19 protein-coding genes are annotated in these 22,974 nt (G+C 57.9%); 8 read left to right on the top strand and 11 right to left on the bottom strand.

Annotation, left to right across the window (positions count from 1 at the left end; translation table 11 throughout):
• The first annotated feature begins 432 nt into the window (after window positions 1–432).
• The gene (locus tag G5253_RS06190) at window positions 433–1,026 is read left to right on the top strand and encodes a hypothetical protein (protein ID WP_266134695.1); all 594 of its coding nucleotides are present in this window, start codon (window positions 433–435) and stop codon (window positions 1,024–1,026) included.
• A 41-nt stretch (window positions 1,027–1,067) separates the two neighbouring features.
• Here the strand turns inward: G5253_RS06190 and G5253_RS06195 are convergent, their stop codons facing one another.
• Window positions 1,068–2,072: a Wadjet anti-phage system protein JetD domain-containing protein gene (locus tag G5253_RS06195; RefSeq protein WP_266134712.1), complete on the bottom strand. Its 1,005-nt coding sequence runs from the start codon at window positions 2,070–2,072 to the stop codon at window positions 1,068–1,070.
• Between the two features lie 212 nt (window positions 2,073–2,284).
• Between G5253_RS06195 and G5253_RS06200 the strand changes: the two genes are divergently transcribed.
• On the top strand, window positions 2,285–3,526 hold the full coding sequence (locus tag G5253_RS06200; protein WP_266134696.1) for an esterase/lipase family protein: 1,242 nt from the start codon (window positions 2,285–2,287) through the stop codon (window positions 3,524–3,526).
• Between the two features lie 480 nt (window positions 3,527–4,006).
• Window positions 4,007–4,210 (top strand): hypothetical protein, encoded by a 204-nt coding sequence (locus G5253_RS06205; RefSeq protein ID WP_033113256.1) that lies wholly within the window; start codon window positions 4,007–4,009, stop codon window positions 4,208–4,210.
• Window positions 4,211–4,289: 79 nt separating this feature from the next.
• On the opposite strand, the gene G5253_RS06210 is transcribed toward G5253_RS06205, so the two are convergent.
• The 9 genes from G5253_RS06210 to cmoM form a co-directional block, all read right to left on the bottom strand.
• Entirely contained in the window at window positions 4,290–5,120 is an 831-nt protein-coding gene (locus G5253_RS06210) for a hypothetical protein (protein WP_266134697.1), read from the bottom strand.
• 49 nt (window positions 5,121–5,169) lie between these two features.
• The gene (gene def, locus G5253_RS06215) at window positions 5,170–5,673 is read right to left on the bottom strand and encodes a peptide deformylase (protein WP_266134698.1); all 504 of its coding nucleotides are present in this window, start codon (window positions 5,671–5,673) and stop codon (window positions 5,170–5,172) included.
• Complete coding sequence (locus tag G5253_RS06220; protein ID WP_266134699.1) at window positions 5,673–6,155, bottom strand: GNAT family N-acetyltransferase; 483 nt, start codon at window positions 6,153–6,155, stop codon at window positions 5,673–5,675. Before G5253_RS06220 ends, def begins: the two co-directional genes overlap by 1 nt.
• Window positions 6,156–6,461: 306 nt before the next feature.
• Window positions 6,462–6,773 carry a putative quinol monooxygenase gene (locus G5253_RS06225; protein ID WP_129503961.1) on the bottom strand — a complete coding sequence of 104 codons (312 nt, stop codon included), beginning with the start codon at window positions 6,771–6,773 and terminating at the stop codon, window positions 6,462–6,464.
• Between the two features lie 139 nt (window positions 6,774–6,912).
• Window positions 6,913–7,326: a septal ring lytic transglycosylase RlpA family protein gene (locus G5253_RS06230; RefSeq protein WP_266134700.1), complete on the bottom strand. Its 414-nt coding sequence runs from the start codon at window positions 7,324–7,326 to the stop codon at window positions 6,913–6,915.
• Between the two features lie 435 nt (window positions 7,327–7,761).
• Window positions 7,762–12,189 (bottom strand): chromosome partition protein MukB, encoded by a 4,428-nt coding sequence (mukB, locus tag G5253_RS06235; RefSeq protein WP_266134701.1) that lies wholly within the window; start codon window positions 12,187–12,189, stop codon window positions 7,762–7,764.
• Window positions 12,190–12,192: 3 nt separating this feature from the next.
• Window positions 12,193–12,912, bottom strand: a complete 720-nt coding sequence (gene mukE / locus G5253_RS06240; protein ID WP_005345759.1) for a chromosome partition protein MukE — start codon at window positions 12,910–12,912, stop codon at window positions 12,193–12,195.
• Window positions 12,893–14,227, bottom strand: a complete 1,335-nt coding sequence (gene mukF, locus G5253_RS06245; protein WP_005345760.1) for a chromosome partition protein MukF — start codon at window positions 14,225–14,227, stop codon at window positions 12,893–12,895. Before mukF ends, mukE begins: the two co-directional genes overlap by 20 nt.
• 100 nt (window positions 14,228–14,327) lie before the next feature.
• On the bottom strand, window positions 14,328–15,104 hold the full coding sequence (cmoM, locus tag G5253_RS06250) for a tRNA uridine 5-oxyacetic acid(34) methyltransferase CmoM (protein WP_031227571.1): 777 nt from the start codon (window positions 15,102–15,104) through the stop codon (window positions 14,328–14,330).
• A gap of 101 nt (window positions 15,105–15,205) precedes the next feature.
• On the opposite strand from cmoM, the gene elyC reads away from it, so the two are divergent.
• The 3 genes from elyC (at window position 15,206) to pfkA (ending at window position 17,988) form a co-directional block, all read left to right on the top strand.
• Window positions 15,206–15,976, top strand: coding sequence for an envelope biogenesis factor ElyC (elyC, locus tag G5253_RS06255; RefSeq protein WP_266134702.1), 771 nt, complete (start codon window positions 15,206–15,208; stop codon window positions 15,974–15,976).
• Between the two features lie 135 nt (window positions 15,977–16,111).
• Window positions 16,112–16,867, top strand: a complete 756-nt coding sequence (gene tpiA, locus G5253_RS06260) for a triose-phosphate isomerase (protein ID WP_040069280.1) — start codon at window positions 16,112–16,114, stop codon at window positions 16,865–16,867.
• A 149-nt stretch (window positions 16,868–17,016) separates the two neighbouring features.
• Window positions 17,017–17,988 (top strand): 6-phosphofructokinase, encoded by a 972-nt coding sequence (gene pfkA / locus G5253_RS06265; RefSeq protein ID WP_005336840.1) that lies wholly within the window; start codon window positions 17,017–17,019, stop codon window positions 17,986–17,988.
• Window positions 17,989–19,604: 1,616 nt separating this feature from the next.
• Here the strand turns inward: pfkA and G5253_RS06270 are convergent.
• Window positions 19,605–20,846 (bottom strand): dicarboxylate/amino acid:cation symporter, encoded by a 1,242-nt coding sequence (locus tag G5253_RS06270; protein WP_005352303.1) that lies wholly within the window; start codon window positions 20,844–20,846, stop codon window positions 19,605–19,607.
• 270 nt (window positions 20,847–21,116) lie between these two features.
• Here G5253_RS06270 and G5253_RS06275 point away from each other — a divergent pair, with 270 nt between their 5' ends.
• Both G5253_RS06275 and G5253_RS06280 read left to right on the top strand, forming a co-directional pair.
• A complete protein-coding gene (locus G5253_RS06275) occupies window positions 21,117–21,401 on the top strand; it encodes a pyrimidine/purine nucleoside phosphorylase (protein ID WP_021230003.1) in 285 nt (94 codons plus the stop codon).
• Window positions 21,402–21,552: 151 nt separating this feature from the next.
• Window positions 21,553–22,938 (top strand): L-serine ammonia-lyase, encoded by a 1,386-nt coding sequence (locus G5253_RS06280; protein WP_266134703.1) that lies wholly within the window; start codon window positions 21,553–21,555, stop codon window positions 22,936–22,938.
• The last annotated feature ends 36 nt before the right edge of the window (window positions 22,939–22,974 follow it).

Below are 22,974 nucleotides of genomic sequence, written 5' to 3' on the forward strand. Positions count from 1 at the left end.
CACCCACAAAATCAGTGGCTATTTCAGCGGTTTATTCCATAAAAGGATGGATAGGGTGGCCAAGCGATAAAATAGCTGGGTGATAATAATCAGAGGCGATATCTCGGCATCGGTGAGAATTATCATCAAAGGTCAGTTTCAGGGGCTGAAATGATATCGACGGGGCTGTTGTTATCATTATGATAATGCCCGCAACACCTTTTCTCTTGGAATGATCTCTCCAGCGTTGACACTGCTGCTATCTCGCTTCCCCTGCACTCCCGTATCGCCTCTCGCCTTATCTTCCGGCCACATCGCTGGGCGCGGTTGGCCCAAGGTGCTAACGTGAATACGCCAGCTGCGCATCTGTCTCGGATGCTCAGAAGAGCCCGACGTTCACTGCCGCAACTGCGCGGAAGAACCTGCATGACTTACATCTTTGAGGGATTATCTATGTCCAGGAATGCCGCTCTGCTCATCACCCTGACCCTGCTCGGTATAGCCCCAGCCCACGCCATCAGCGCCAAATATGCCGAGCAACTGGAGCGATCCGGTTGTACCCAGGTTACCGAGGCGCAGGGCTGTGACATTCACAAAACCAAAGCGGAAAATGCCAAGGCGGGATTTGGCACGGCTGCCCCTGCGGCGGAGGGCGGTCTGAATCTGAGCTATGAGCAGAAGCTGGAGCGCTCGGGTTGCACTCAGGTGAGCGAGCTCAATGGCTGCGATATCAACAAAACCAAGGCTGAGAACGCGGCTACCGGTGTTGGCAATGCTCCGGCCGCGGCAACCAGCGCCAGCCCCTATGCGGGCAACTGGATCGCCACCTTCCCCCAAACCGGCGCCACCGTGGCCAATATCCGCATCGATGGCAAGGATCAGGTGTGGGTCAACGACAAGAAGGTCAATGCCAAGAAATCCGATAGCGCGCTGGTGTTCAAGGATGGCATGGTCATCTACACCATTCAGGGGGATCGCCGCATCAAGGGTGAAGATGGCTGGGTCGATAATGATGCCGGCACCAAGGGGCCCATCAACGCCAAGTAAGCAGCTGACCACGAAATGACGGGGAGCGCGGGCTCCCCGTTTCACCCCTGATTGCCCATCGCGTCCAATGACCAGCTCCGCCAGTGAGGGGCCAGAATCAATACCTCCTGCTCCAGCCAAGTCCCGTCTGTGATCAGTTTATCGAGCCAGGGAACGCCTGCCAGCGTGCCATGACCATCGACCTGATCAGCCTGCATCGTCACACGCCAGGGCACCTTGCCACTGTCCGTCGCAAAGGTGCGTACCGGACGGGCGTAATGATCCAGATAAGGTTGCAGCTCACAGGGAAGCCAGAGCATGGCCGGTCGATTTAGCTCGCGCGCCAGCTCGACGGCAATATCGATACCCCGTTGATCGAGATCGCCAAAATGTGCCCACTGCACGCCCGCAGGCAGCAGCGGGATCAGCTGTTTGGCCAGGGTGGTATTGCGACCGGGGGCAAAAAGCAGCAGTTGCCCGGGTTGCAGCGGGTAGTCGACAAAGGCCCCCTTGTTCTCCACCGTAATGACCCGCTCCCCTTGCCAGCCGATGGTCGCCAGCGTGCCCAGAGTCCGCTCCGGCAACGCCAATTCCCCCAGCAGCGCCATCATTGCCGTCATATCGTGCTGCTGACCCTGCTGATCGACCAGTGAGAGCGGTTCGAGGGTACGGATGCGGATCACCTCATCCTGCGTGAGCGCCAAGTTCGCAAGCTGTGGCGCTGTAAGGGGGGCTGATCGCGGATGCTTGCTGTCCCCATGCCAGAGGGCATAAAAGCAGGCCTGATTGAGCCGTGCAGGCAATCTCACTCCCAGACGTTGCAGCAGCTCACCCTTGTTCAGTTCGGTGTGCTCTGCCCGTGCCAGTTGTCCGGTCAGATAAGTCCGCCCCGCGTCGGTCAACACATAATGAGAACCTCGACCAACCGGCTTGATCCCGGCCACTGCCTGCAACAGATCCTTCAGCTCCCTACCATGCCGACTCTCAAGGGAGCAGCCCTTTCCGTTCTGGCTATCGAACAACCGTGCACACAAATTCTGTACCCGCACCTCATCAAACAGCGACATCATCACCTCTCCATGTGGCTTCATATGACGAAGTAGAGGTGATTTTCCCTGTCATTACCGTGACCGGCTTCGCAAGCGGTTCTTATCAGCCCCGCCATGCATGGCCCGTTACTGGTAAACCCGCCACAAAGGGCGCAAGCTGGTTTGATATAGAGATACGCTGCGCTCTTCGCAGCACGACAACGCGACCCCCGCTTCCACAAGGGCTTGCCATGACCGACGCCACAGACCCCTCGCCATCCTCTTCCTGGCATCTTTCGGATATCCGCGAGCTGGCGCACCTGCTGACTCTGGCGCTGCCCGCCGCGGTAGAGATCACCGAAGCGGTACATCAAGCGGTACTGAGCGGTATGGGACTCAAGGGACGGGATGAGGGAAAAACAGCGGGGATCACCGGGCTGGTCTACAAGGGGGTATATGGCGCCGCCAACACCCTGGGCAGCGGCATCAACCAACTACTCAGCCGCCTGCCAGCCACACCGCCGCCCCACCAGATCCCCGAAACCCCGAAACGTGCGGCCCTGATTGCCACGCTCAACGGCGTGTTGGGGGACAAGCTGGTCGAACACCACAATGCTCTCGCCCCCCCCATGACCTTGCGCTATCAGGGCAAGCCCCTCGATTGGCAGGCGATACCTGAGGATCTACCCCGCGAGGGACGGGTGCTGCTGATGATCCATGGACTCTGCATGAACGATCTGCAGTGGCAGACCGAGCATCAAGGCAAGCCGGTCAATCACGGGGAGCAACTTGCCAACGCGCTTGGCTATCAGGCTCTTTACCTGCGCTATAACTCGGGCCTGTCCATTGCACGAAACGGGCAGCTACTTGCTCTGTTGCTGGAGCAGCTGTTCGCCCACTGGCCGGGAGAGCTCAAAGAGATAACGATAATGGGCTACAGCATGGGCGGACTGGTTGCCCGCAGCGCCTGCCACCATGCCGGCGTGGCCGGGCTCACCTGGCCTGCGCACCTTACCAACCTGATATTTCTCGGCACACCACACCACGGCGCACCGCTCGAACATGCAGGTCACTGGCTGGAACAGTTGCTGCCCGCCACCGCCTACAGCGAACCCTTCGTCAGACTGGCGCGGCTGCGCAGTGCAGGCATCAAGGATCTGCGCCACGGCAAGGTGATCGATGAAGTGGCCCAACCCGACCCCGCCGCGCCCTTGCGCGATCCCCGCGTCCCACTCCCCTTGCCCTGCAGCGTCAACTGTTATGCCATTGCCGCGACCACTGCCGCCAAGCGCAGCCTGCTGGCCGACCGGCTGATTGGCGATGGACTGGTGCCGCTACGCAGCGCCCTCGGCCAGCACAACGAAGCGCGCCATCAGCTGGCTTTTCTGCCCGCCCATACCCTGATCGTCTATCGCACCAGTCATATGGCCCTGCTCAGCAGCCCGCAGGTTGGCCAGCAACTGCTGCGCTGGCTCAGCCCCTTGCAGTTATAGCGAGCTGGCTATTAAAGCAACAGAGTGCTGGTTCACAAAGGAGCCCTGTGGCACTCTGGGACGTCAAAGGGAAGACCCACACTGACACCTGATGTGTCCCCACTGCAAAGGAGCGCCACCGATGGCCAAAGCAAGCAAGAAAGAGATCAAAAAGAAGATCGCCGCTCGTCTTGAGAAAATTGCCAAGCATGAAGGCAAGATCAAGAAGCTGAAGAAGGCCCTGAAGTAGGGCCCATCGCATAAGAGAAACCGCCAAAAGGCGGTTTTTTCATCCTCCTTTTCGCCCCTTTACCACCGTTTTGATACCAATGACCTTGATGTAAACGCCTCAAGCGCAACTCAGCAGAACAACCCAGCTGAAACCACGCACGTTCTCATCACCGCTATTTGGTCTAACAGCGCCAATCGGGCGCCGCGCGCCCCCTTGCCAACAACTACCTTCAACGGAGTGTTTGATATGAGCCAGCAGTGGAGCGCCATATGTTCTCTTACACCCTCACCTTCAAGGATGATGTCGACCGCCTGACCGCCCCTGAGCAGGAGGTCTCCTTGCAAAGCCCTGCCCAGGCGGGCGATTTCCTTATCCTCTCCGACGGTAGCCGCCATCAGGTGATGTTTGTCACCCACAGGGCCAACTACAGCAGCCTCTATCTCGATAAAGGGGTCAGGGTGCCGCAAAGCTAGCGCAGCTCATCCCTCTGTGTGTGAAAGCAAAAGAGCGGCACCTGGCCGCTCTTTGATCTCTCTTTATGTGGATTTGCTGTCACAGCACCTTGATCACCGGTTGGTGCACTATCTCGACGTCGTCTTTATAGACCACCAGCTCACCCGGTGGCACGCCTCGCTCACCCAATACGGTGACGACGCACTCGTAGCGATAGGGTCCACTCGTGAACAGATAGGTATGATTGCCCCCCGTCCCCTCCACCCTGACGGTGCCATTTTTCAGCACCAGATCCGGCTTGTCAGCGAGCGTCTTGCCCTTGGCCCAGGAGGCGTAGCGATAGTGGCCATCGTCCAGCTCGTCGATGCGGATGGTAAATTTCTCGGTCTGCCACATCAGCGCGGGGCTCTTGTACTCTCGCACACTGGGATGCAGACCACTTTTCTGCCTGGCGATAAGCTCGGCTTTCAATTTGGCGGCCTGCGCCGTCTGATGATTGATACCGATCACCTTGCCATCAAAATCCATCCAGACCTCGCCACTGCCCAGCATGATGCCGCGCCACCCCATGGTCTGCCAATCCTGCCCGACCCGGGAGGTAGCGATGCTTGTTAAAATGACGTCATCAAATACCTCGTCGAAACGGGTCAGCATCTCCGCCGGGGTTTTGATGGCGGGAATGGGATACTCCTGCTTGAAGGGGTATTTCATTTGATTGGCAAGGGCCTGATGATCCCGGGCTTCAGCCGCATCGACCAACTGCTGTACAAAGGGGCGATATTCGGCCGGCAGCTGCTCTTCATCGGCTGATACGGGGAGTGCGGCCCACAATGTTCCCAGCAACAGCAGGGCCTTCAGCCCATAACGTCCCCGCACCTCATTGCTATTGCGGCCAAACAGTGCCCTGACATTCCATCTTGCCACTTTCATTCTGCCTGCTCTTCACATAACTAAAACGGCCAGCCGCTATCCGCAGACATTAGCTGGCGGACTTGAGAGATTTTTTAACGCGTTTGTGTGCCATCTGCCGCTTGAGCGGTGACAGGTAATCAATGAACAAGTTGCCATCCAGATGATCAATTTCATGCTGCATGACAATGGCCAAAAAATCGCTGCTCTCGATGGTGATCGGATTGCCTTTTCGATCCAGTGCAGATACCACCACCGAGCTGTAACGCTCGACATCCGCATAATAATCCGGCACGGAGAGACAGCCCTCTTGTCCAAGCACCTTTTCAGTACCGCTTATCACTTGTGGATTAATCAAAACCAGCGGCTGACCCCTGCTCTCGGACAAGTCGATAATAACGACTGCCTCTTTACGCCCGACTTGAGTAGCGGCCAAACCAATCCCGTTTTCCGTCGCATACAGGGTTGCCAGCATGTCATCGATCAGCCCCTGTACGGCAGCGATATCCTCAACTCGCTCGGCCTTTATCCTCAACCTGGGATCGGGAGCCGTCAAAATATTCAAAATCGCCATCACAACTCTCCATTAACCACTTTTTTCAATCCGAGGTCACAGCCCAACGGCCGGGACATGGAGACAAACGCCTGATCCTCTTCGACCACGTTGTAACCGAGGCGCTCATAAAACCGTATCGCCCCATGGTTCTCTGTGAAGCTGGACAAGGTGACCCGGCATTTCCCCTCACGCTCAGCCTCCTGATGCAACCGTTCCATCACGGCAGCGCCAAGCTGCCGCCCCTGATACTGAGGGAAAATGATCAGCAGATGAACATGCTGGGCATCCTCATATGGCTTGCTACATAACAGACCAATGCGCTCTCCCCCATGCAGGATCCACGAAAACCATTGCGGCCGATATGAGCTGGTTAGTCGGTCGCGTTGAAATAGGTCATCCCAGCCAAAGAGCGACTCAACATAGGGAAAAATCCCCTGTTTCACGGCAGTAAAGACCTGCTCAAATTCACTTTGCGGTACATCTACAAGCTCAATACCCATTCTCGTTCTCCCTGCCCACCTCATATCGACGCGCTGATGGTCAGCACCATCGTTTGGTATGCCTTCCTGCAATAGCAGGTTATACCACTACCACTGAACTTGAGCCCAAACCAAATCCTCATTTGGATATCTTATCCGTTAACAGGAAGATGAAAACATCTTGGATATAACCAGGAGAGAGTAACTAAAAATCAGAGGATTAGTAGATGCAGGCTGGCAAAAGACTGGCGTGATAACTTGCTTGAAACGCATCTTATCTCGCACTTGAGATATGAATAAAAAATCGGGCGCCCTGGCCCGAATGGATTAAGAGTAGCTGACCTCATCTAGGAAAATAAGCTGCAGTGGCTCTGCAAGCAGAGACTCAGCCTGAGCGGCAAAGGCCTGAAAATAGTCAGTCTGACAATGGCTATCCAACGCGGCTTGGCTGACGAATGCCTCACGCATGTAAAAGGTGCCTGGCTCATCCCGCAATTCAAACAGCACATAGTCCAAGTTACCCGGTTCGTGCCGAGTAGGCTCAATAAGCTTGATCAACTCCCGGCGCAGCTGCTCCCTCATACCGGCTCTAGCTTTAAGCACTGCGATGGACACCAGTTTCTCTTCATTCATCTTCATCTGCTCCGTTATAAGATCAATCATTCAAGTATTTCGATTGGGTGTACCTCTTGGATACGGAGCAGTGTAAGAGGGCAGACTTGCAGGATATAGCCATTCAGAATGGACACTCTGTTCACGCCACTGAACAAGTGGACTGCTAGAGCACCTCTATTTTTACATTGATAATCCCGTCACGAATATTGCCGATGGTGCTAAACGCAGATTTGGAGAGATCGATAATACGCCCCCTTTTAAAGGCGCCACGATCATTGACCTTGACTACCACGCTCTTGCCGTTGGCGAGGTTGGTGACCCGCACCATGGAGCCGAAGGGCAATTCCATATGGGCGGCGCTGTTGAGGTTGTTGCGATAGCGCTCGCCGCTGGCGGTCTTTTTACCGTGATAGCGGTCGGCATAATAGCTGGCATAACCGGTCTCGCTATAGCCGCGCCAGCTGCCGCCGTGGCTCTCGTCATAACGGCTGCTACAGGCTGCCAGCAGCAGGCAGACAAGCAACAGCCCCCCTTTGCAGGCCGATTGCACCACTCCCTCTCTCCCGATGCCGCGCATCTACTTCTCCTCGCTCACCTTGCCGGATAGATAGCCGACAGAACATAACGCATCGCAGTAACGGGGAGATTCTCCCCATACCGGCAAGCCACCGCAATGTAGGCGGCCCCTTGCCATCATGGGGCCCAGCCCGGTTGCCAACGCAGTGGTCACCGCGATTGTTGCAATAAACACTAGCTTTAAATCACAACTGTTGCACCCAAGAGACAATCAAGGTGCCACTTCACTGCTCTCGTTTGCCAACAAGAGCACGCAAACACCCTCCGATCTGCGTCCGCAACGCAGCACAACAAGAGGGGTACTTAACCAGAACCGGGCAAAGCCCGTTCATCCGCAGCCTTATCCCATCACAGGCAGCGCCGCTACTTTGCCATATTTTTCCAATAAAAAGGGAGGCGAATGCCTCCCTTTTCTTTTGCTATTTGCCCATCAGAGTCAGGCGATCAGCTTGTCGTCGGCAAAGCCGAAACCGCGCAGACCCACCACATGCACATGCTCGTGCTTGCCCTGCACCTTGCGGATGAGCTTGTAGGTGGTTCCCTTCTCGGGGCTGATGTTCTCGGGCGCCGCGATAAGCAGCTGCATATCCTGCCGCTCGCACAGCTCGAACAGGGTGGCGATGGACTTGCCATCCAGACGGGCCGCTTCGTCGAGGAACAACAGACGGCAGGGGGCGATATCCTTGCCGCGCAGACGGCGGGACTCCTCCTCCCAGCTGATCAGTACCATCAAGAGGATGGCCTGACCGGTACCGATCGCCTCGCCGGTGGAGAGCGCGCCGCTCTCGGCACGCAGCCAGCCGTCGGCACCGCGCTGCACCTCGATCTCCAGCTCCAGATAGTTGCGATAGTCGAGCAGCACGTCGCCCATCACCTGATAGCTGCGATCCCCCTGCTCGATCTGCGGGTTCAGGCGCTGGAACAGCTTGGCCATCGCCTCGGAGAAGCTGAGCTCCTTGTCGGCGAACAGATCGTTGTGCATGGCGGTTTGATCGGCCAGCGCCGTCAGCAGACGGGTGTGGGCCTCGCGGATATTGACGTTGAGGCGCACCCCGCGCACCAGACCGAAGGCGATGTTCTGCAAGCCCTGGTTGAGCACCCGGATGCGGTTCTGCTCGCGGCGGATGATGTTGGTGATCTTGGCCGCCACCTCGTGAGAGGAGAGCGACAGATGGGTTTCCCGCTGCTTGAGCTCGTCAGCCAGACGAGCCAGCTCGATCTCCATCTCCTCGATCGCCTCAACCGGATCATCGGAGCGGATGATGTCGTTGCGGATGCGATCCTTGAGATAACGGTAGACCTGCACGTAGAAGGCGACTTTCTGCTCGGTGCTGCGGTTGCCCTCGGAGAGACGCAGCGCATCGCGCAGGGCCTCATCGTGCGCCACCGCCACCCGCAGGGCGCCGAGGGCCTTGTCCGACATGGAGCGCAGCTCGTCGCCGTCGAGGTACGCCAGCTCGCGCTTGTTGAGGCGCTTCTCGACGTCGGTCTCCCGCGCCAGCCGCACCACCCGCGACCAGCTCGCCTTGTGGCCCACCAGAGATTTACGGGCGCTGTAGTAATCCTTGCCTTCCAGCTTGAGACGACCACCGAGGGATTCGATCTCCCGCTTGGTGACCTGCAACTGGGCCTCGGCGCTGGTGCGACGGGAACGGGTGCGGATCAGCAGCTCTTCAATCTCTTTCTTGTGGGCGCGCGCCTTCTCTTCCATATCGTCGGAGAGGGTCAGGCCCATGGCCGCCAGCTCCTGCTCGAACTCGGTCAGGGTCTGGCGCTTGGCCTCGACGCTGGAGTTAAGGGCAGTGCGCAGCTGCAACGCCTCGGTGTGGCGCAGGGCAATCTGCTTGTGCTGCTCGCCAGCGGTGCGGGCCGCCAGCTCAGCCGCTTTCAGCTTCTCTTTAAGTCGCTCGCTCATTTCGGACGCCTTGCCCAGCAGGTCTTGCGCATCCTGATAGGCAAAGTGCGGCAGGCGGGCCACCAGCTGATCGAGGGCGTAGCAACGGCGCTTCTGCTCGGCCAACAGGTCGCTCACCTCATCGTAAGCTGCCTGCAGCGCCGCAAGATCCTGCGGATCCTGACGCAGCACCTGCACCATGGTTTCCAGTTTTTCCAGCGACTTGCCGTGTTTGGCGATAAAGGCTTCGGCCTGTTTTAGCGCTTCCACATCGGCGTGAGCCGCCTCGAGGCGGGCCGCCAAATCAGCCTCGGCAAACAGGTGGGCAAAGGGCAGCATCCCCTGCACCAGCTGGATATGGCGAGTCAGCTGGGCGCCGGCCGCTTTGGCCTCGGCCAGCTGCTTGTCGCACTCACCGATGGTCCCTTGCAGCGCGCGCAGTTCGGCCTGTTTGGCCTGCACTTCGGCTTCGGGGTCGGGGCGGAAGGCGATATCCAGATGCTGGCCAATAAAGTCGCGGAAGTGACCGTAGAGACGGTGGTACTTCTGCTGCTCGAAGGCAGCCTTGGCGTAACCCTCGATGAGCCCTTCGCGCTCAAGGTCGAGCTGCTCGATCCGTTTTTCCCGGGCGGCGCGACCAAACAGCGGCAGCTCGGGATAGCGGGAGAAGCGCACCTGACGCTTGCTGGTGCGCACCAGCACGGCGTCCCCCAGCTCGTCCGCTTCCACCAGATCCTCATCAAAAGAGTCGGGGTTGCCCTGAATCAGGTAGATATCTTCCGGGCAATCTTCCAGCTTTTTCAACCGCTCGATGGCACCCTCAAGGTCGAGCACCACCAGGGCGCTGCGAGCCGGGCCGTAGAGCGCGGAGTAGTAAGGGGCATCATCGATGGAGATGTCGTCATAGACATCGGAGAGCAGTACGCCCCCCACCTGCTCGGCGATGCGGGCAAGACGGGGATCCGCCTCGCCAGCACCCAGCTGCAGGTTGCGAATTTGCAGCTCCAGCACCTGTTTCTGCGCAGCGATGCGGTTGCTCTCCTGCTCGAACTCGCGCTCCTTGTCGAGCACTGTCTGCATACCGGCCGAAAGCTCTTCGGCGGTAGTCAGCGGCAGACCGCTCTGCTCGCGCAGCTGCTCGAGTTTTTCAAAGGATTTCAGCCAGCGCGGCGCCAGCTTGGTGAGATCGCTGATATCGCGACCCAGCTGGGTGCCCTGATGCTCGAGGCTGGCGCGGCGCTGGTTCACCTCTGCCTGCTGCTCGGAGAGCTCCTCCTGACGGGTGCGCTGGGCTTCGAGGAAGATCTCCAGCTCATCGCTGCTGGCAATCAGCTGGCCAGAGGCCTGCTGCAGCTCGTCACGCAGCTTGAAGAGACTCTTCTGGCTTTCGCTCTCTTTCTCGAGGCGAGCCAACGCGGCGCGCAGCCCCTGCCCCTGGGCAATACGGGCCTTGTCTTCGATGTGACGCTTGAGCAACGCCTGCGCAGTGGGCCAGGCGGCCTCGCGCACTGTTTCGGGAGCGATGCTGAGCAGCAGCGCCAGCGCCGCTTCGTGCTCGGCCACTGCCGCCTTGGCCAGCGCCAATTGCTGTTCGGCCCCCAGCACCCGGCTGGTGAGGCTCTGCTCGGCGGCGCGGAACTGATGCAGGGTGTCGCTCGCCTGTTCGGCGGTCAGCCCCGGCTGCTCGCACTGCTCGCGGGCAGCCTCCAGCGCCTGCACCGCCTGACGGTACTGGATGGCGCGGGTCTGCTGGATATCGAGCGCCTGCTGATAGTCGGCCAGCTGGGTCTTGAGGCTGTCAACTTCTGCCTGCGCCAACTCCTTGCGCTCTTCCACCTCCAGCAGCTGGCTGTGGATCTCTTCCACTACCGCCTGCTGCTGTTCGAGTTTGTCAGAGAGATCCGCCAGATCGGCGCGATACATCTCGATCTTCTTCTGCAAGCTGACAGCCGCCATCACCTTGGCCAGATGCTCGGAGGCAGACTCCAGCTCGTCGGTCAGCAGTTTTTCGCGGTTGGTGAGCTGCTCCACCTCGTCGGCCAGATAGATAGCGCGCTGTTTCTCTTCGGCCAGAATGCGGCGCTTGTCGGCCAGCTCCTGACGCGCCTTGAGGGCCAGCTCGGAGAGGCGACTCTTCTCGGCGGCGTTGCGTACATAGTCGGCAGCCACATAGTGGGTGGTTTCGGTGATCAGGTTCTTGAACAGATCCCGCTGACCCTGGGTCTCCTTGATGGCCTCCAGCGTGCGGCGGTTTTCATAGATGGCCGCCTCCATGTCTGCAAACGCCTTGCGCACCCCGGAGTTCTCCGGCAGCAGGTATTCGCGCAGGGAACGGCTGATAGACGAGGAGATGCCGCCGTAGAGGGAGGCTTCGATCAGGCGATAGAACTTGCCGCGATCTTTTTGATCACGCAGCTTCTTCGGGGTGATGCCGAACTCGAACATGAAGTTGTGATAGTCGGTCACCGTATTGAATTTGGCGACTTTCAGCGCCCCCAGCTCGGCGGCCGCCCCTTTCAGATCGGCGAAGGCGCGTACCCGCCCCTTGCCGCCATCAAGCTTCTCCAGCAGCAGATCGGTCGGAGCCAGATTTTCCGGCACATCCACCAGCGCAAACGGGGTGATGTTGACCTTGTTGTCGCGGTTGGCCACCTGCTCGAGGTGCACGCCGACCCAGATCCGCTGTTCGCGGCTGTTCATCACTTCCAGCAGGGAATAGCAGTGGCCGCGCTGCAGCTTGCCGTAGAGCCCCTTGTCACGGGAGGCGCTGCTCGATCCCGCTTCCGTGGTATTGCGGAAATGGAGTAGTGACTGGTCGGGGATGAGCGCCGCGATAAAGGCCGCCATGGTGGTGGACTTGCCCGCGCCGTTGCCACCGGAAAGGGTAGTGACCAGCTGGTCGAGATCGAAGGTCCGGGCAAAGAAGCCGTTCCAGTTGACCATGGTCAGGGATTTGAACTTGCCTCGCACCGGTTATACCTCCAGATCCAGTTGTTCTTCATCGAGATCCGCCTCGATGTCATCAAAGAGCGAGTCGCTGCTCGGCATTTCGTCGTCGTGGAAGATGGCTTCACCCTCCTGGATCATCCGCAGCTGAACGGCGCGCGGATCTTCATCGGAGCGCACGTCAGCGGCGAAACGGAACACCGATTCGTTGACCCGGAATTTATCCCCGTTGCCAAGAGCGGTGATCATGCCAAGGCGGCGCAGACGGCGCATGGAGGTGCGGATCTTTTCGAGCAACTTCTTCTTGTCGAGATCGGTACCGCCGGAGCGGCTGTTGACCATCCGCAGCAGCTGCTTCTCGTCGGCGAGGCTCAACACCTCTTCCTGCAGCTCGGCCATGGCGAATACCCCTTCCGAAGCCAGACGATCCGGGCTCAGGTAGAGGTAGCAGAGCACCTTGCCCACCAGCATATCGAGCTCGGAGAGCACAGTGGTGCCGATGTCGGAGCTCGGGCGCGGACGCAGGTAGAAGAAGCCTTCCGGCGCCTTGATCAGCTCCACCTGATAGCGGCCGTAGAAGATCTCCAGCTCGCTGTGATATTCGACCAGCGCCGAATGCTGCTCGAACTCGTCGGCACTGATGTGGCGACCGGAGCGCAAGGCGGTGTCGATGCGCGGAAACAAGGGGTTGGCAATCGCCTCTGCGAGCCGCAGCGGCAAGGGAAACTCAGTATTGATCAATGACATAGGCCTGAACCTTGGATCCAGCTTGGTTAATGGGTTTCCATGCGGGTTGGCGATGCAGTTCGCGCTCGCCGCTGGCATGGCCCAGGCGCACGGCCTGGTCGATCAGAAGACGCGCCACATCGAAGTGGGCATGAGCCGGGTAGTCCAGCAGGTATTCCCGCAGCACATCGGCCAAGTCCAGCTGTTGCCCCTGCTCGGGGTAGCGGGCCAGATAGCGCTCGATACGCTCGGCCAGCTCCTGGTTGATGTCCACCATCTCGACATACTCCATCTCGAGGGGCACCTCACCGGTCACCTCCTCGTCGTGGATGGCGATGGTTTCGTCGCGCAGCTCCAGCAGACGGGGCTCTTCGGCCACCCGCAGTTGCCAGTTGTGCTGCTCGAAATTGCGGATGGACTCGCGCAGCCGCTGGCTGAAGGCACGGTTCTTGTCCATGTCGATGGCGTTGCGGATAAATTTGTGGACATGTCTGTCGTAGCGGGACCAGAGCTCGATGCACTGCTGACCCCAGCTGGTGATGACGTCAAGACGACCTTGCAAGGCGTGAGTCAGCTCCTCGACGTGGAACAGATCGTCGCGCCCCTGCGCCGCTTCCTGAATGTTGAGCAGCCCCGCTTGCAGGCGGTGGCCGGCAGCGTCCAGGGTATCCTGCAGCTCGCGCAGGGTCTGGCCGGTCTCGTGCAGCAGCTTTTCGCAGCTGTGAATGGCATCGACCCAGTTCTGGGTCAGCAGGGCCGCGATTTCGCTCTTGACCTGATTCTGCTGCTCATCCATGGCGCGCTGGGTGAGATCGATGCGCCCCAGCGTCTCTTCCAGCGAGAAGGTGAGGCGCGGCAGCACCTCGGCATCCCACTGTTCACGGGTGTTGGTCTCGAGCGCCGCCTTGCGGGCGGTGTCGAGCTCGGCAGCAAGGTGTTCGAGCAGGATGGAGAGCTTGATGGAGTCAACCTGACGCTGATCCATAAAGAAGTCGACGATGCTCACGCCCAGGCGCGACAGGCGGTAGAGGCTCTCCCCCGCCACCATGTCGGTGTTGAAGCGCGACAGCAGCTGCTGGCGAATGAGATCGTTGATGGCGTTGTTGGCGCGACCGGTGAGGGTCTCGTCCATCTGGCCGAAGGCGCTGCTGACATAGCCAAAGGCATCGTGCAGCGCCGCTTCCGACAGGTCCGACTCATCTTCGGACAGGGTCTTGATTGCAATCAGAAAGGCCAGCCGGTCGGTTGGCAGGCTCAACGCCAGCCCCTCCTGCCTGACCCACCCTACTAGCTCCGGCAAAGAACGCTCTGGCAGGGTACGGGATGTACTCATCATGATGTTGTCATCTCGTTGTTGTATTGGGCGCAAAATCGTACGCGCGGCTACATCCGGTAGCATCGAAAACATGGTTCACATCGACGTGAACCGCGAGCAATCAGCTGGCCGGCTTCTGGGCCATCACATGGATATAGCGACCGAGGGCGACAAAAGGCTCCTGACGGCAATATTGCTGCTCCATGGCCAGCAGATCGTCGAACTTCTCCACCTGATCCTGCTTGTGACGCATATAGTCGTGGATCACCCGCACCCCGGTCTTGCCGATGATGCGCAGCCCCCCGCGACCAATCCAGTCATAGACCTGCTCCGGCAATTGGGGATTGGTGGGTGTAAGCGCAGTCTGCCGCTTCTTGCGAAGGCCAAGGCGCACATAGTCAAAATTGCCCACCACCAGGCTCTGGAACAGCAAACCATGACGGTTGTAGAAAAGCAGCGACAGTATGCCCCCGGCATTGACGAAAGGGAACAGACCCAGCAAGGTCTGGCGCGGCTCGGCGAGCCACTCCAGCACCGCATGGCAGAGCACCAGATCAAAGGTCCCGGTCACGTGTTGCTTCAGATCCTGAATGGGGCAATGGATGAGACGGATTTTGTCTTCCAGCCCCTTCTCGGCGATCTGGCTGCGGGCCAGTTCCAGCATTTCTGCTGACAGATCGCACAGCTCCACCTGATGGCCCATGGCCGCCAGCTTCTGGGCGAAATAGCCAAAACCGCCCCCCGCATCGAGGATGCGCAGCGGTCGGTTGCCAAGGCGGGCCAGGCAGGCTTCGATGTCGCTCCAGACAATGGTGGTGCGGATGCGCCCCTTGGTGGAGTCGTAAATGTTGCGGGCGAACTTGTCGGCGCGCCCGTCAAAACTCTGATCGTGCTTCAAGGAGAAACTCAACATTAGCGCCACAGGGTTGTGGCCATCCCAAAAAAGAGAGGTATTCTGTCACATCCCGAATTTGCTGAAAACTCAAGGAAGTGTCTGTCGTGTTTGTGATTAAAAAGTGGCTGGGTCAGCTGTTGATGCCGCTCCCCTTCTCCCTCTCCCTGCTGCTGGTCGCCCTGCTGCTGCTCTGGTTCACCCGTTTTCAGAAAACCGGCAAGCTGCTGGCCACTCTCTCGCTGCTCATTGTGGCGCTGATGGGGATGCGGCCGGTGAGCTATGAACTGGCCCGCGGGCTGGAGCAGACCTACCCGCCGTTCGAGGTGAGCCAGCATCCCAACATCGATGCCATAGTAGTGCTCGGCAACGGCCATGTCAGTGACCCGGCGGTGCCCGAGCGCTCCTGGCAAAACAATATCGCCCTGGCACGGACTCTAGAGGGGGTTCGCCTTGCCCAGGCCTATCCCGACGCCGAGCTGGTGTTCTCCGGTTATGTGTCGGGGGATACCCTCTCCAATGCCGAGGTCAATGCCCGGATGGCCGAGAGCCTTGGCATTCCCCGCGCGCGAATGACGTTGTTTGAAAACAACAAAGACACTCATGATGAAGCGGTCAGTATCAGCCGCCATCTGAAAGGAAAAGAGGTGGCGCTGGTCAGTTCGGCCACTCATTTGCCACGTGCCATGGCCCTCTATCAGGGTCAGGGACTCAAGGCCGTGCCGGCCCCCACCGATTACACCGCCAAGCAGAGCCAGGTACCCCAGCCGCTCTACAGTTATTTACCCAAAGGACGTTATCTGATGTATTCCGAAGCTGCCATCCACGAATGGATTGGGGTATGGTGGGCTCGCTTGCGGGGGCAGGTTAACGAATGAGCGATCAAGCGTTTCATTCCTGATTTGGATCAGGAAAGCGAAAAAAAATTACGTCATTTGCCGCCGGGTCAGCTATCTTGGGCTCGGTTCAATTCATATAATGTCGCGCAATCAAATGCCTAGGAGATTAAGAAGATGAGACAGCACCTGGTAATGGGTAACTGGAAACTGAACGGCACCAAGGCTTCTGTAGAAGCTCTGATCAAAGGACTGACCCCGGCTGCTGCCGCTCATCCTTCTGTGCAAGTCGCCGTCTGCCCGCCGGTTATCTTTTTGGGTCTGGTTGAGCAACTGACCGCTGGCAGCAAGATTGCCTACGGTGCCCAGAACGCTGACGTTCACGAGTCTGGTGCCTTCACCGGCGAAAACGCCCCCTCCATGCTGAAAGCCTTTGGTTGCACCTACTCTCTGGTCGGCCACAGCGAGCGTCGTACCCTGCACGCAGAGAGTGACGACGTGGTTGCTGCCAAGTACGAAGCGATCCAGAAAGGCGGCCTGGTGCCGGTTCTGTGCATCGGTGAAACTCTGGAGCAGTTCGAAGCCGGCGTGACCAAGAACGTGGTTGAGACCCAGCTGAAAGCCGTTATCGACCGTTGCGGCATCGCCTCCTTCAACAACGCCGTTATCGCTTACGAGCCGGTATGGGCCATCGGTACCGGCAAGACTGCCACTCCGGAGATCGCTCAGTCCGTTCACGCTCACATCCGTCAGTACCTGGCCGGTTTTGATGCCGCTGTTGCTGCCAAAGTACAGATCCTGTACGGCGGTTCCGTCACTGGCGCCACTGCAGCCGACCTGTTCGGTCAGCCGGACATCGACGGTGGCCTGGTCGGTGGTGCGTCCCTGAAAGTGGACGACTTCTCCCAGATCATCGCTGGCGCTGCCAAGTAATCGCTGATTACGGCAAAGAGAGGGGCTCGTCCCCTCTCTTGTATCGCTTTTCCTATGGTGGCCCCCGCATCCCATATGAAAGCCGATATAGTAAAAGTGGCTTGTCTATTTAAACATTCGTATTTGACAACTCAGATCCAGAGGCACTCATGACCAAACAAATCAAACGTATTGGTGTTCTGACCAGTGGTGGCGACGCGCCGGGTATGAACGCAGCCATCCGCGCTGTGGTTCGCGCCGGTTTGCATCATGGCCTGGAAGTTTACGGTATTTATGATGGCTACCTCGGTCTGCACCAGGATCGCATCGTCAAGCTGGAGCGTCACAGCGTCTCCGACGTGGTGAACCGTGGTGGTACTTTCCTCGGCTCCGCCCGTTTCCCTGCTTTCAAAGACCCCGCAGTGCGCGCCGAAGCGATCGAAAACCTGAAAAAACACGGTATCGATGCGCTGGTCGTCATCGGTGGTGACGGCTCCTACATGGGTGCCAAGAAGCTGACCGAAGAGGGTTTCCCCTGCATCGGCCTGCCGGGCACCATCGACAACGATATCGCCGGTACCGACTTCACCATCGGTTTTGATACCGCCCTGAACGTGGTTGTTGACGCCATCGACCGTCTGCGCGATACCTGCAGCTCGCACCACCGTATCTCCGTGGTCGAGATCATGGGCCGCCACTGTGGCGATCTGGCCATGTCCGCCGCCGTTGCCGGTGGTGCCGAATATGTGATCGTACCGGAAGTGGCTTTCGACAAAGAGAAGCTGCTCAAGCAGATTAAGGAAGGCGAAGCCAAGGGCAAGAAGCACGCCATCATCACCATCTGCGAGCACGTAACCGACGTGAACGCACTGGCTAAAGACATCGAAGCTCTGACCGGTCGTGAAACCCGCGCCACCATCCTGGGCCACATCCAGCGTGGCGGTGCCCCGACTGCCCGTGACCGCATCATGTCCAGCCGTATGGGTGCTTACGCCGTTGAGCAGCTGCTGGCTGGTCACGGTGGTCGCTGCGTCGGTATCCAGCGCAACGAGCTGGTACACCACGATATCATCGACTGCATCGAGAACATGAAGCGTCCGTTCGATCAGGAGCTTTACAACCTCTCCACCACCCTGTTCTAAGCCTCGCGGCTTTTTACCGGCTGTTGATGACAAAAACCCTCCATCGGAGGGTTTTTTAATATCTTGCAAAAACGGGGGCATCGGCACGCTGTGTGCCCCTCACCATACGGGTTGCCTGATTACCAACCCTTGCGCCATCTGACTGATCACCAGCCTTCCTCTCCTCACAGCAACCGGCTTCAGCCTACGAACAGAGTTCCGGTATCGTCGTGGAGGTGTTTTATTACTGCGAACCGGATTGCGTTGATCTGCACTCTGTCGACCCTGAAACGAGCTTGTTCAGCCTCCTCGTCATACGCCGTTTTTTATATATCAATCTTGTAGAAGGGATTCAGATATCTTACCCAACCATGCTCCGGCGCTGCTCTCGTATTGCAATCACATGACTCACGCAGGTGCATCGCCCACGCAGATCGCTGCTCGCGCCCAGCCCAGCCCAGCCCAGCCCAGCCAGAGAATACGCCTCTGGCCTATTGCCCACCTCACTCTTGCTGCGGCCATGTCTATTCCGAGGCTGACGGGAAAATTGGCGGTGATAAAACAGCCAGTTACCACTCTGAATCCCCCCGATGCACCGCTCTACTCCCTATCAACCCAATGTATTGCTGTAAAAATGCGGAGCCTCCAGACTGATAAAGTGATGGTGCGACAAGGGCTGGGAACCAGATTGTCTCCATAGACTTCTTTTGGATGGGCTATCTACGTCAGGAATCGTCAAATCACTGCCTTGCACACTTTTTATGGCCTAAAGGACACTATTACGAGGGTGAAAACTTATAAAATGCCATTGGGGCTCCATACAAAACCCATCACCAAGCCAACCAGAAGCCAGCCAACCAATTGAATTTAAATGAAATAATCATAACAACAGAATCTTGAATGCCTGATACGTCAGACAAGGTGATAAAATCAGCTAAATATGACAAAAATAGCCATCTAAACCAGCCAAGCATATAAAACAGCTATTTTATCAATTCACACCTTGTTTTACCCCCTTGTTATGGTATCTTGACTACATCAACCAACAACTTAGGGAGAGAAAAATGAAAGAGTTTGTCGTTACTGCCGTTTTCACGGTGTTTTTCACCCTGGTTGCTGTCTCTCTGCCCTCACTGTCACAGTTCTGAGCCGGATAGAGAGGCATCAATCCGGACCGACCCTCTTTGCCATGTCTATTTAATCGCCACAAACTGGCGTTTTTCAGTGACAATGGCGAGATGGTCAACATAGATATGATTTCATCACGTTGACGCTGTTTCTTTCGCCACAAAGGTGTGGCCAGGATGGTTTAACCACATGGCCTGATGGAGTAGAAAAAGCAGCAAATCATATCCGAGGGGAGCAAGGCTCCCCTTTTTGTTACCCGCCGTTTGACGGCCCCATTGTCCTGGCAGCAACAAAAGGCAGCCATCAATCACAAGGCCAATGCCTACGACTGTTGCTTTGCCCTCCTGAACTCTCCATTCAACACAGCTAAATCCGTCAGCAATCTCTTGTGCACACCTTTGCTCTGATACTTGTCCGGCAGATATAAAAAAGCCCCCGCCATCATGGCAGGGGCTCGCGTTACCCAGTGTCAGCTTAGGGCTGTTATATCTCAGCCCAGCTCAAAGCAGTTATGCCTTGTTCCAGCGCTGCGGGTCATATTCCGGGCTGAAGCGGTCAACAATGACAGCACAGGCCGCATCGCCGGTGATATTGAGGGAGGTGCGGATCATATCGAACAGTCGATCCAGCGCGAACAACAGCGGCAGCCCTTCGATGGGGATCCCGGCCGCCAGCAGCACGGCAACCACCAGGAAGCTTGGGCCCGGCACACCGGCCTGACCGATCGCCCCCAGAGTGGAGGTCACAATGATGGCCGCCCAGGCACCGACGCTCAGATCGATGTTGTAAACCTGCGCGAAGAAGATGGCGACCAGACCGTAATAGATGGCGTTGCCGCTCATGTTGATGGTGGCACCCAGCGGCAACACGAAGGAGGCGGTCGCGTTGGTCACTTTCAGATCATGCTCGCAGGTCTCCATATTGACCGGCAGGGTCGCCATGGAAGAGGCGGTGGAGAAGGCCACGATCTGCGGCTTCTTCATGGCAGAGAGGTACTTCATCACCGGCGTGTTGGAGAACATCATCACCAGCAGCGGATAGACCACGAAGCCGAAGATGAGGATGGCAGCCACATAGACCACGAACAGCTTGAGTACCAGGGTCAGCACATCGAAGCCATAGGTACCGATGGCTTCCGCCATCAGACCGAACACCCCGAGCGGCGCGATGATCATCACCTTGTTGATCATCCAGACGAAGGCATCCACCAGAGTATTGAGCCCATCGACCAGTGGCTTGGCCCGCTCGCGTGGTTGTTTGGCCAGCGCAATGCCGAGGAACATGCAGAACACCAGGATCTGCAGGATGTTCGCTTCGTTGAGGGAGTTGAAGACGTTGGTGGGGATCATGCCAAGCAAGGTGGCGACTGCATCCGGCAACGCCCCTTTATCGGCATAGTCACCGCCAAACATGGAGGCAACGGAAGCGAAATCGACCCCGACACCCGGCTTGAAGATCTGCCCCATCACCAGTGCCAGCAACACGGCCAACGCTGAGGTCACGAGGAAGAAAGCCAGCGTAGCCGCACCGATCTTGCCCGCAGCCGGGCTTGCGCCCAGATTGGCGGCGCCGGAGAGGATGGCAACCGCCACCAGCGGGATCACCAGCATCTTGATCAGCTGGATAAACAGGGTACCGAGCGGTGCAAACACGGTGGCTTGTTCACCCATGAACGCGCCGACCACTGCGCCCAGTACCATGGCGACCACAACCTGGAAGCCGATGTTTTTAATGAGTCCTTTAGTTAACACAATATGTTCCTTTATGTAGCAAAATTCACACTTTTCCCAGTGCAATTAACCAAACAGGGGAATGAGCGGCTGCCCATTCCCCTGTTTGCGCGTGTTATCTCACATTTAATTGCTGTTTTAAATCAGCAAATCATTAACCTTGGCTATTAATAAGTTTGCGAAAAAGTGAAGATTCAAAGCGGTCTCGGCGATTTTTACCTCATCCCCCATGACAACTGGCAAAAGATTGTGCTAGTTTGGCTGCACAAACGTACACACAGGGATGTAAAGATGCTGAAAGTTAACGAGTATTTCGACGGAAATGTAAAATCCATCGGTTTCGAACAAAAAGGCGATAAATCAACCGTCGGGGTGATGAACGCCGGTGACTACCTGTTCAACACCGCCGCCCCCGAACGGATGACAGTGATCAAGGGCGCCCTCACCATCCAGCTGGCTGATGAAGATGAGTGGCACACCTACAGCCAGGGTGAATCCTTCCTGGTGGCCGGTCACTCCTCCTTCAAACTGGAAGTGAAAACCCCCACAGCTTATCTGTGCGAATTTCTCGACTGATCAGGCCGGTTGAAGGGGATCAGCCCCTTCAACCTTATTGGCCCCCCAGCCCCATTATCTGTGTCCATATCACAGCACCGCAAATCCCCGCTTCCTATCCATGGCAAAAATCCTAGAATAAACAGACATAAACCATCACCGGATTGATGTCATGATCAGCGTGTTTGACCTGTTTTCCATCGGAATTGGCCCCTCCTCTTCCCATACCGTCGGCCCCATGCGTGCCTCCTATGCCTTCGTTCAGCAGCTCAAGCTGCAAGGCCATCTGCCGCAGATCACACGGGTCGAAGTGGAGTGTTACGGCTCGCTGGGCCAGACCGGCAAAGGACACGGCACTGGCAAGGCGATCATTCTGGGGTTGTCGGGCTTTGAACCGGAATCGGTCGATATCGATGCGATTCCCGCCATTCTGGCTCGAGTGGAAAATGAGCAGAGCCTGCAGTTGGCAGGCGAGCAACCAAGCCATTTTCCCCGCACCGGTGCCATCATCTTCAACCGCCGCAAAACCCTGCCAGCCCACACCAATGGCATGACTCTGCGGGCCTTTGATAAAGAGGAAAACCTGCGCTTCAGCCAGACCTACTACTCCATCGGGGGCGGCTTCATCATTGAAGAGAGCCATTTTGCCACCGCCAAAGAAGAGGCCGCCAAGTCCGATGCCGAACACCCAGTCCCCTACCCGTTCGACAGCGGCGCCCAGCTGCTGGCCCACTGTCAGGAGAGCGGCCTCTCCATCTCGGGGCTGATCCTCGCCAATGAGCGGGTATTTCGCAGCGATGAGCAGATAAAAGCGGGGCTGCGCAAGATCTGGCAGGCGATGCAAGGCTGCGTCGATCGTGGCTGCAAGAGCGAAGGGGTGCTGCCGGGCGGCCTCAAGGTTCGGCGCCGCGCCCCAGGGCTGTTCCGCCAGCTCAGTTGCGAGACCAACTTCAACAAGGATCCGCTGATGGTGATGGAGTGGGTCGATCTGTTTGCGCTGGCGGTCAATGAAGAGAACGCCGCCGGTGGCCGGGTGGTCACCGCCCCCACCAATGGCGCTGCGGGCATCATCCCCGCCGTGCTGCACTACTACGATCGCTTCGTGCACAAGGTGGATGACGAGACGCTGATCCGCTACTTCCTCACCGCGGCTGCCATCGGCATCTTATATAAGAAGAATGCCTCCCTCTCGGGAGCAGAAGTGGGCTGTCAGGGTGAAGTGGGCGTGGCCTGCTCCATGGCGGCCGGCGCGCTGACCGAACTGCTGGGGGGCAGTCCGGCCATGGTGGAGAACGCCGCCGAAATAGGCATGGAGCACAATCTCGGCCTCACCTGCGATCCCATTGGCGGGCTGGTACAGGTGCCCTGCATCGAGCGCAACGCCATGGGGGCGGTCAAGGCGATCAATGCCGCCCGCCTCGCCCTGCGCGGCACCGGCGAGCACAAGGTGTCACTGGACAAGGTGATCAAGACCATGTGGGAGACCGGCAACGACATGAAGACCAAATACAAGGAGACGGCCCGTGGCGGCCTCGCCGTTAACATTACCGAATGTTAAAAAACGGCAAGTGACTCCATTTGGTTCCGAAATGCC

This window comes from Aeromonas sp. 602658 (assembly GCF_049173005.1).
Lineage (GTDB): Bacteria > Pseudomonadota > Gammaproteobacteria > Enterobacterales > Aeromonadaceae > Aeromonas > Aeromonas veronii_A.

What these genes read in the sequence shown, in the direction of transcription:
- pfkA (WP_005336840.1), top strand. Translation starts at nt 17,017, where the DNA reads ATGACCAAACAAATCAAACGTATTGGTGTTCTGACCAGTGGTGGCGAC.
- G5253_RS06210 (WP_266134697.1), bottom strand. Translation starts at nt 5,120, where the DNA reads ATGAAAGTGGCAAGATGGAATGTCAGGGCACTGTTTGGCCGCAATAGC.
- G5253_RS06225 (WP_129503961.1), bottom strand. Translation starts at nt 6,773, where the DNA reads ATGAAGATGAATGAAGAGAAACTGGTGTCCATCGCAGTGCTTAAAGCT.
- G5253_RS06200 (WP_266134696.1), top strand. Translation starts at nt 2,285, where the DNA reads ATGACCGACGCCACAGACCCCTCGCCATCCTCTTCCTGGCATCTTTCG.
- G5253_RS06205 (WP_033113256.1), top strand. Translation starts at nt 4,007, where the DNA reads ATGTTCTCTTACACCCTCACCTTCAAGGATGATGTCGACCGCCTGACC.
- def (WP_266134698.1), bottom strand. Translation starts at nt 5,673, where the DNA reads ATGGCGATTTTGAATATTTTGACGGCTCCCGATCCCAGGTTGAGGATA.
- G5253_RS06280 (WP_266134703.1), top strand. Translation starts at nt 21,553, where the DNA reads ATGATCAGCGTGTTTGACCTGTTTTCCATCGGAATTGGCCCCTCCTCT.
- G5253_RS06190 (WP_266134695.1), top strand. Translation starts at nt 433, where the DNA reads ATGTCCAGGAATGCCGCTCTGCTCATCACCCTGACCCTGCTCGGTATA.
- mukF (WP_005345760.1), bottom strand. Translation starts at nt 14,227, where the DNA reads ATGATGAGTACATCCCGTACCCTGCCAGAGCGTTCTTTGCCGGAGCTA.
- G5253_RS06230 (WP_266134700.1), bottom strand. Translation starts at nt 7,326, where the DNA reads ATGCGCGGCATCGGGAGAGAGGGAGTGGTGCAATCGGCCTGCAAAGGG.
- G5253_RS06195 (WP_266134712.1), bottom strand. Translation starts at nt 2,072, where the DNA reads ATGTCGCTGTTTGATGAGGTGCGGGTACAGAATTTGTGTGCACGGTTG.
- mukE (WP_005345759.1), bottom strand. Translation starts at nt 12,912, where the DNA reads ATGTCATTGATCAATACTGAGTTTCCCTTGCCGCTGCGGCTCGCAGAG.
- G5253_RS06275 (WP_021230003.1), top strand. Translation starts at nt 21,117, where the DNA reads ATGCTGAAAGTTAACGAGTATTTCGACGGAAATGTAAAATCCATCGGT.
- tpiA (WP_040069280.1), top strand. Translation starts at nt 16,112, where the DNA reads ATGAGACAGCACCTGGTAATGGGTAACTGGAAACTGAACGGCACCAAG.
- G5253_RS06220 (WP_266134699.1), bottom strand. Translation starts at nt 6,155, where the DNA reads ATGGGTATTGAGCTTGTAGATGTACCGCAAAGTGAATTTGAGCAGGTC.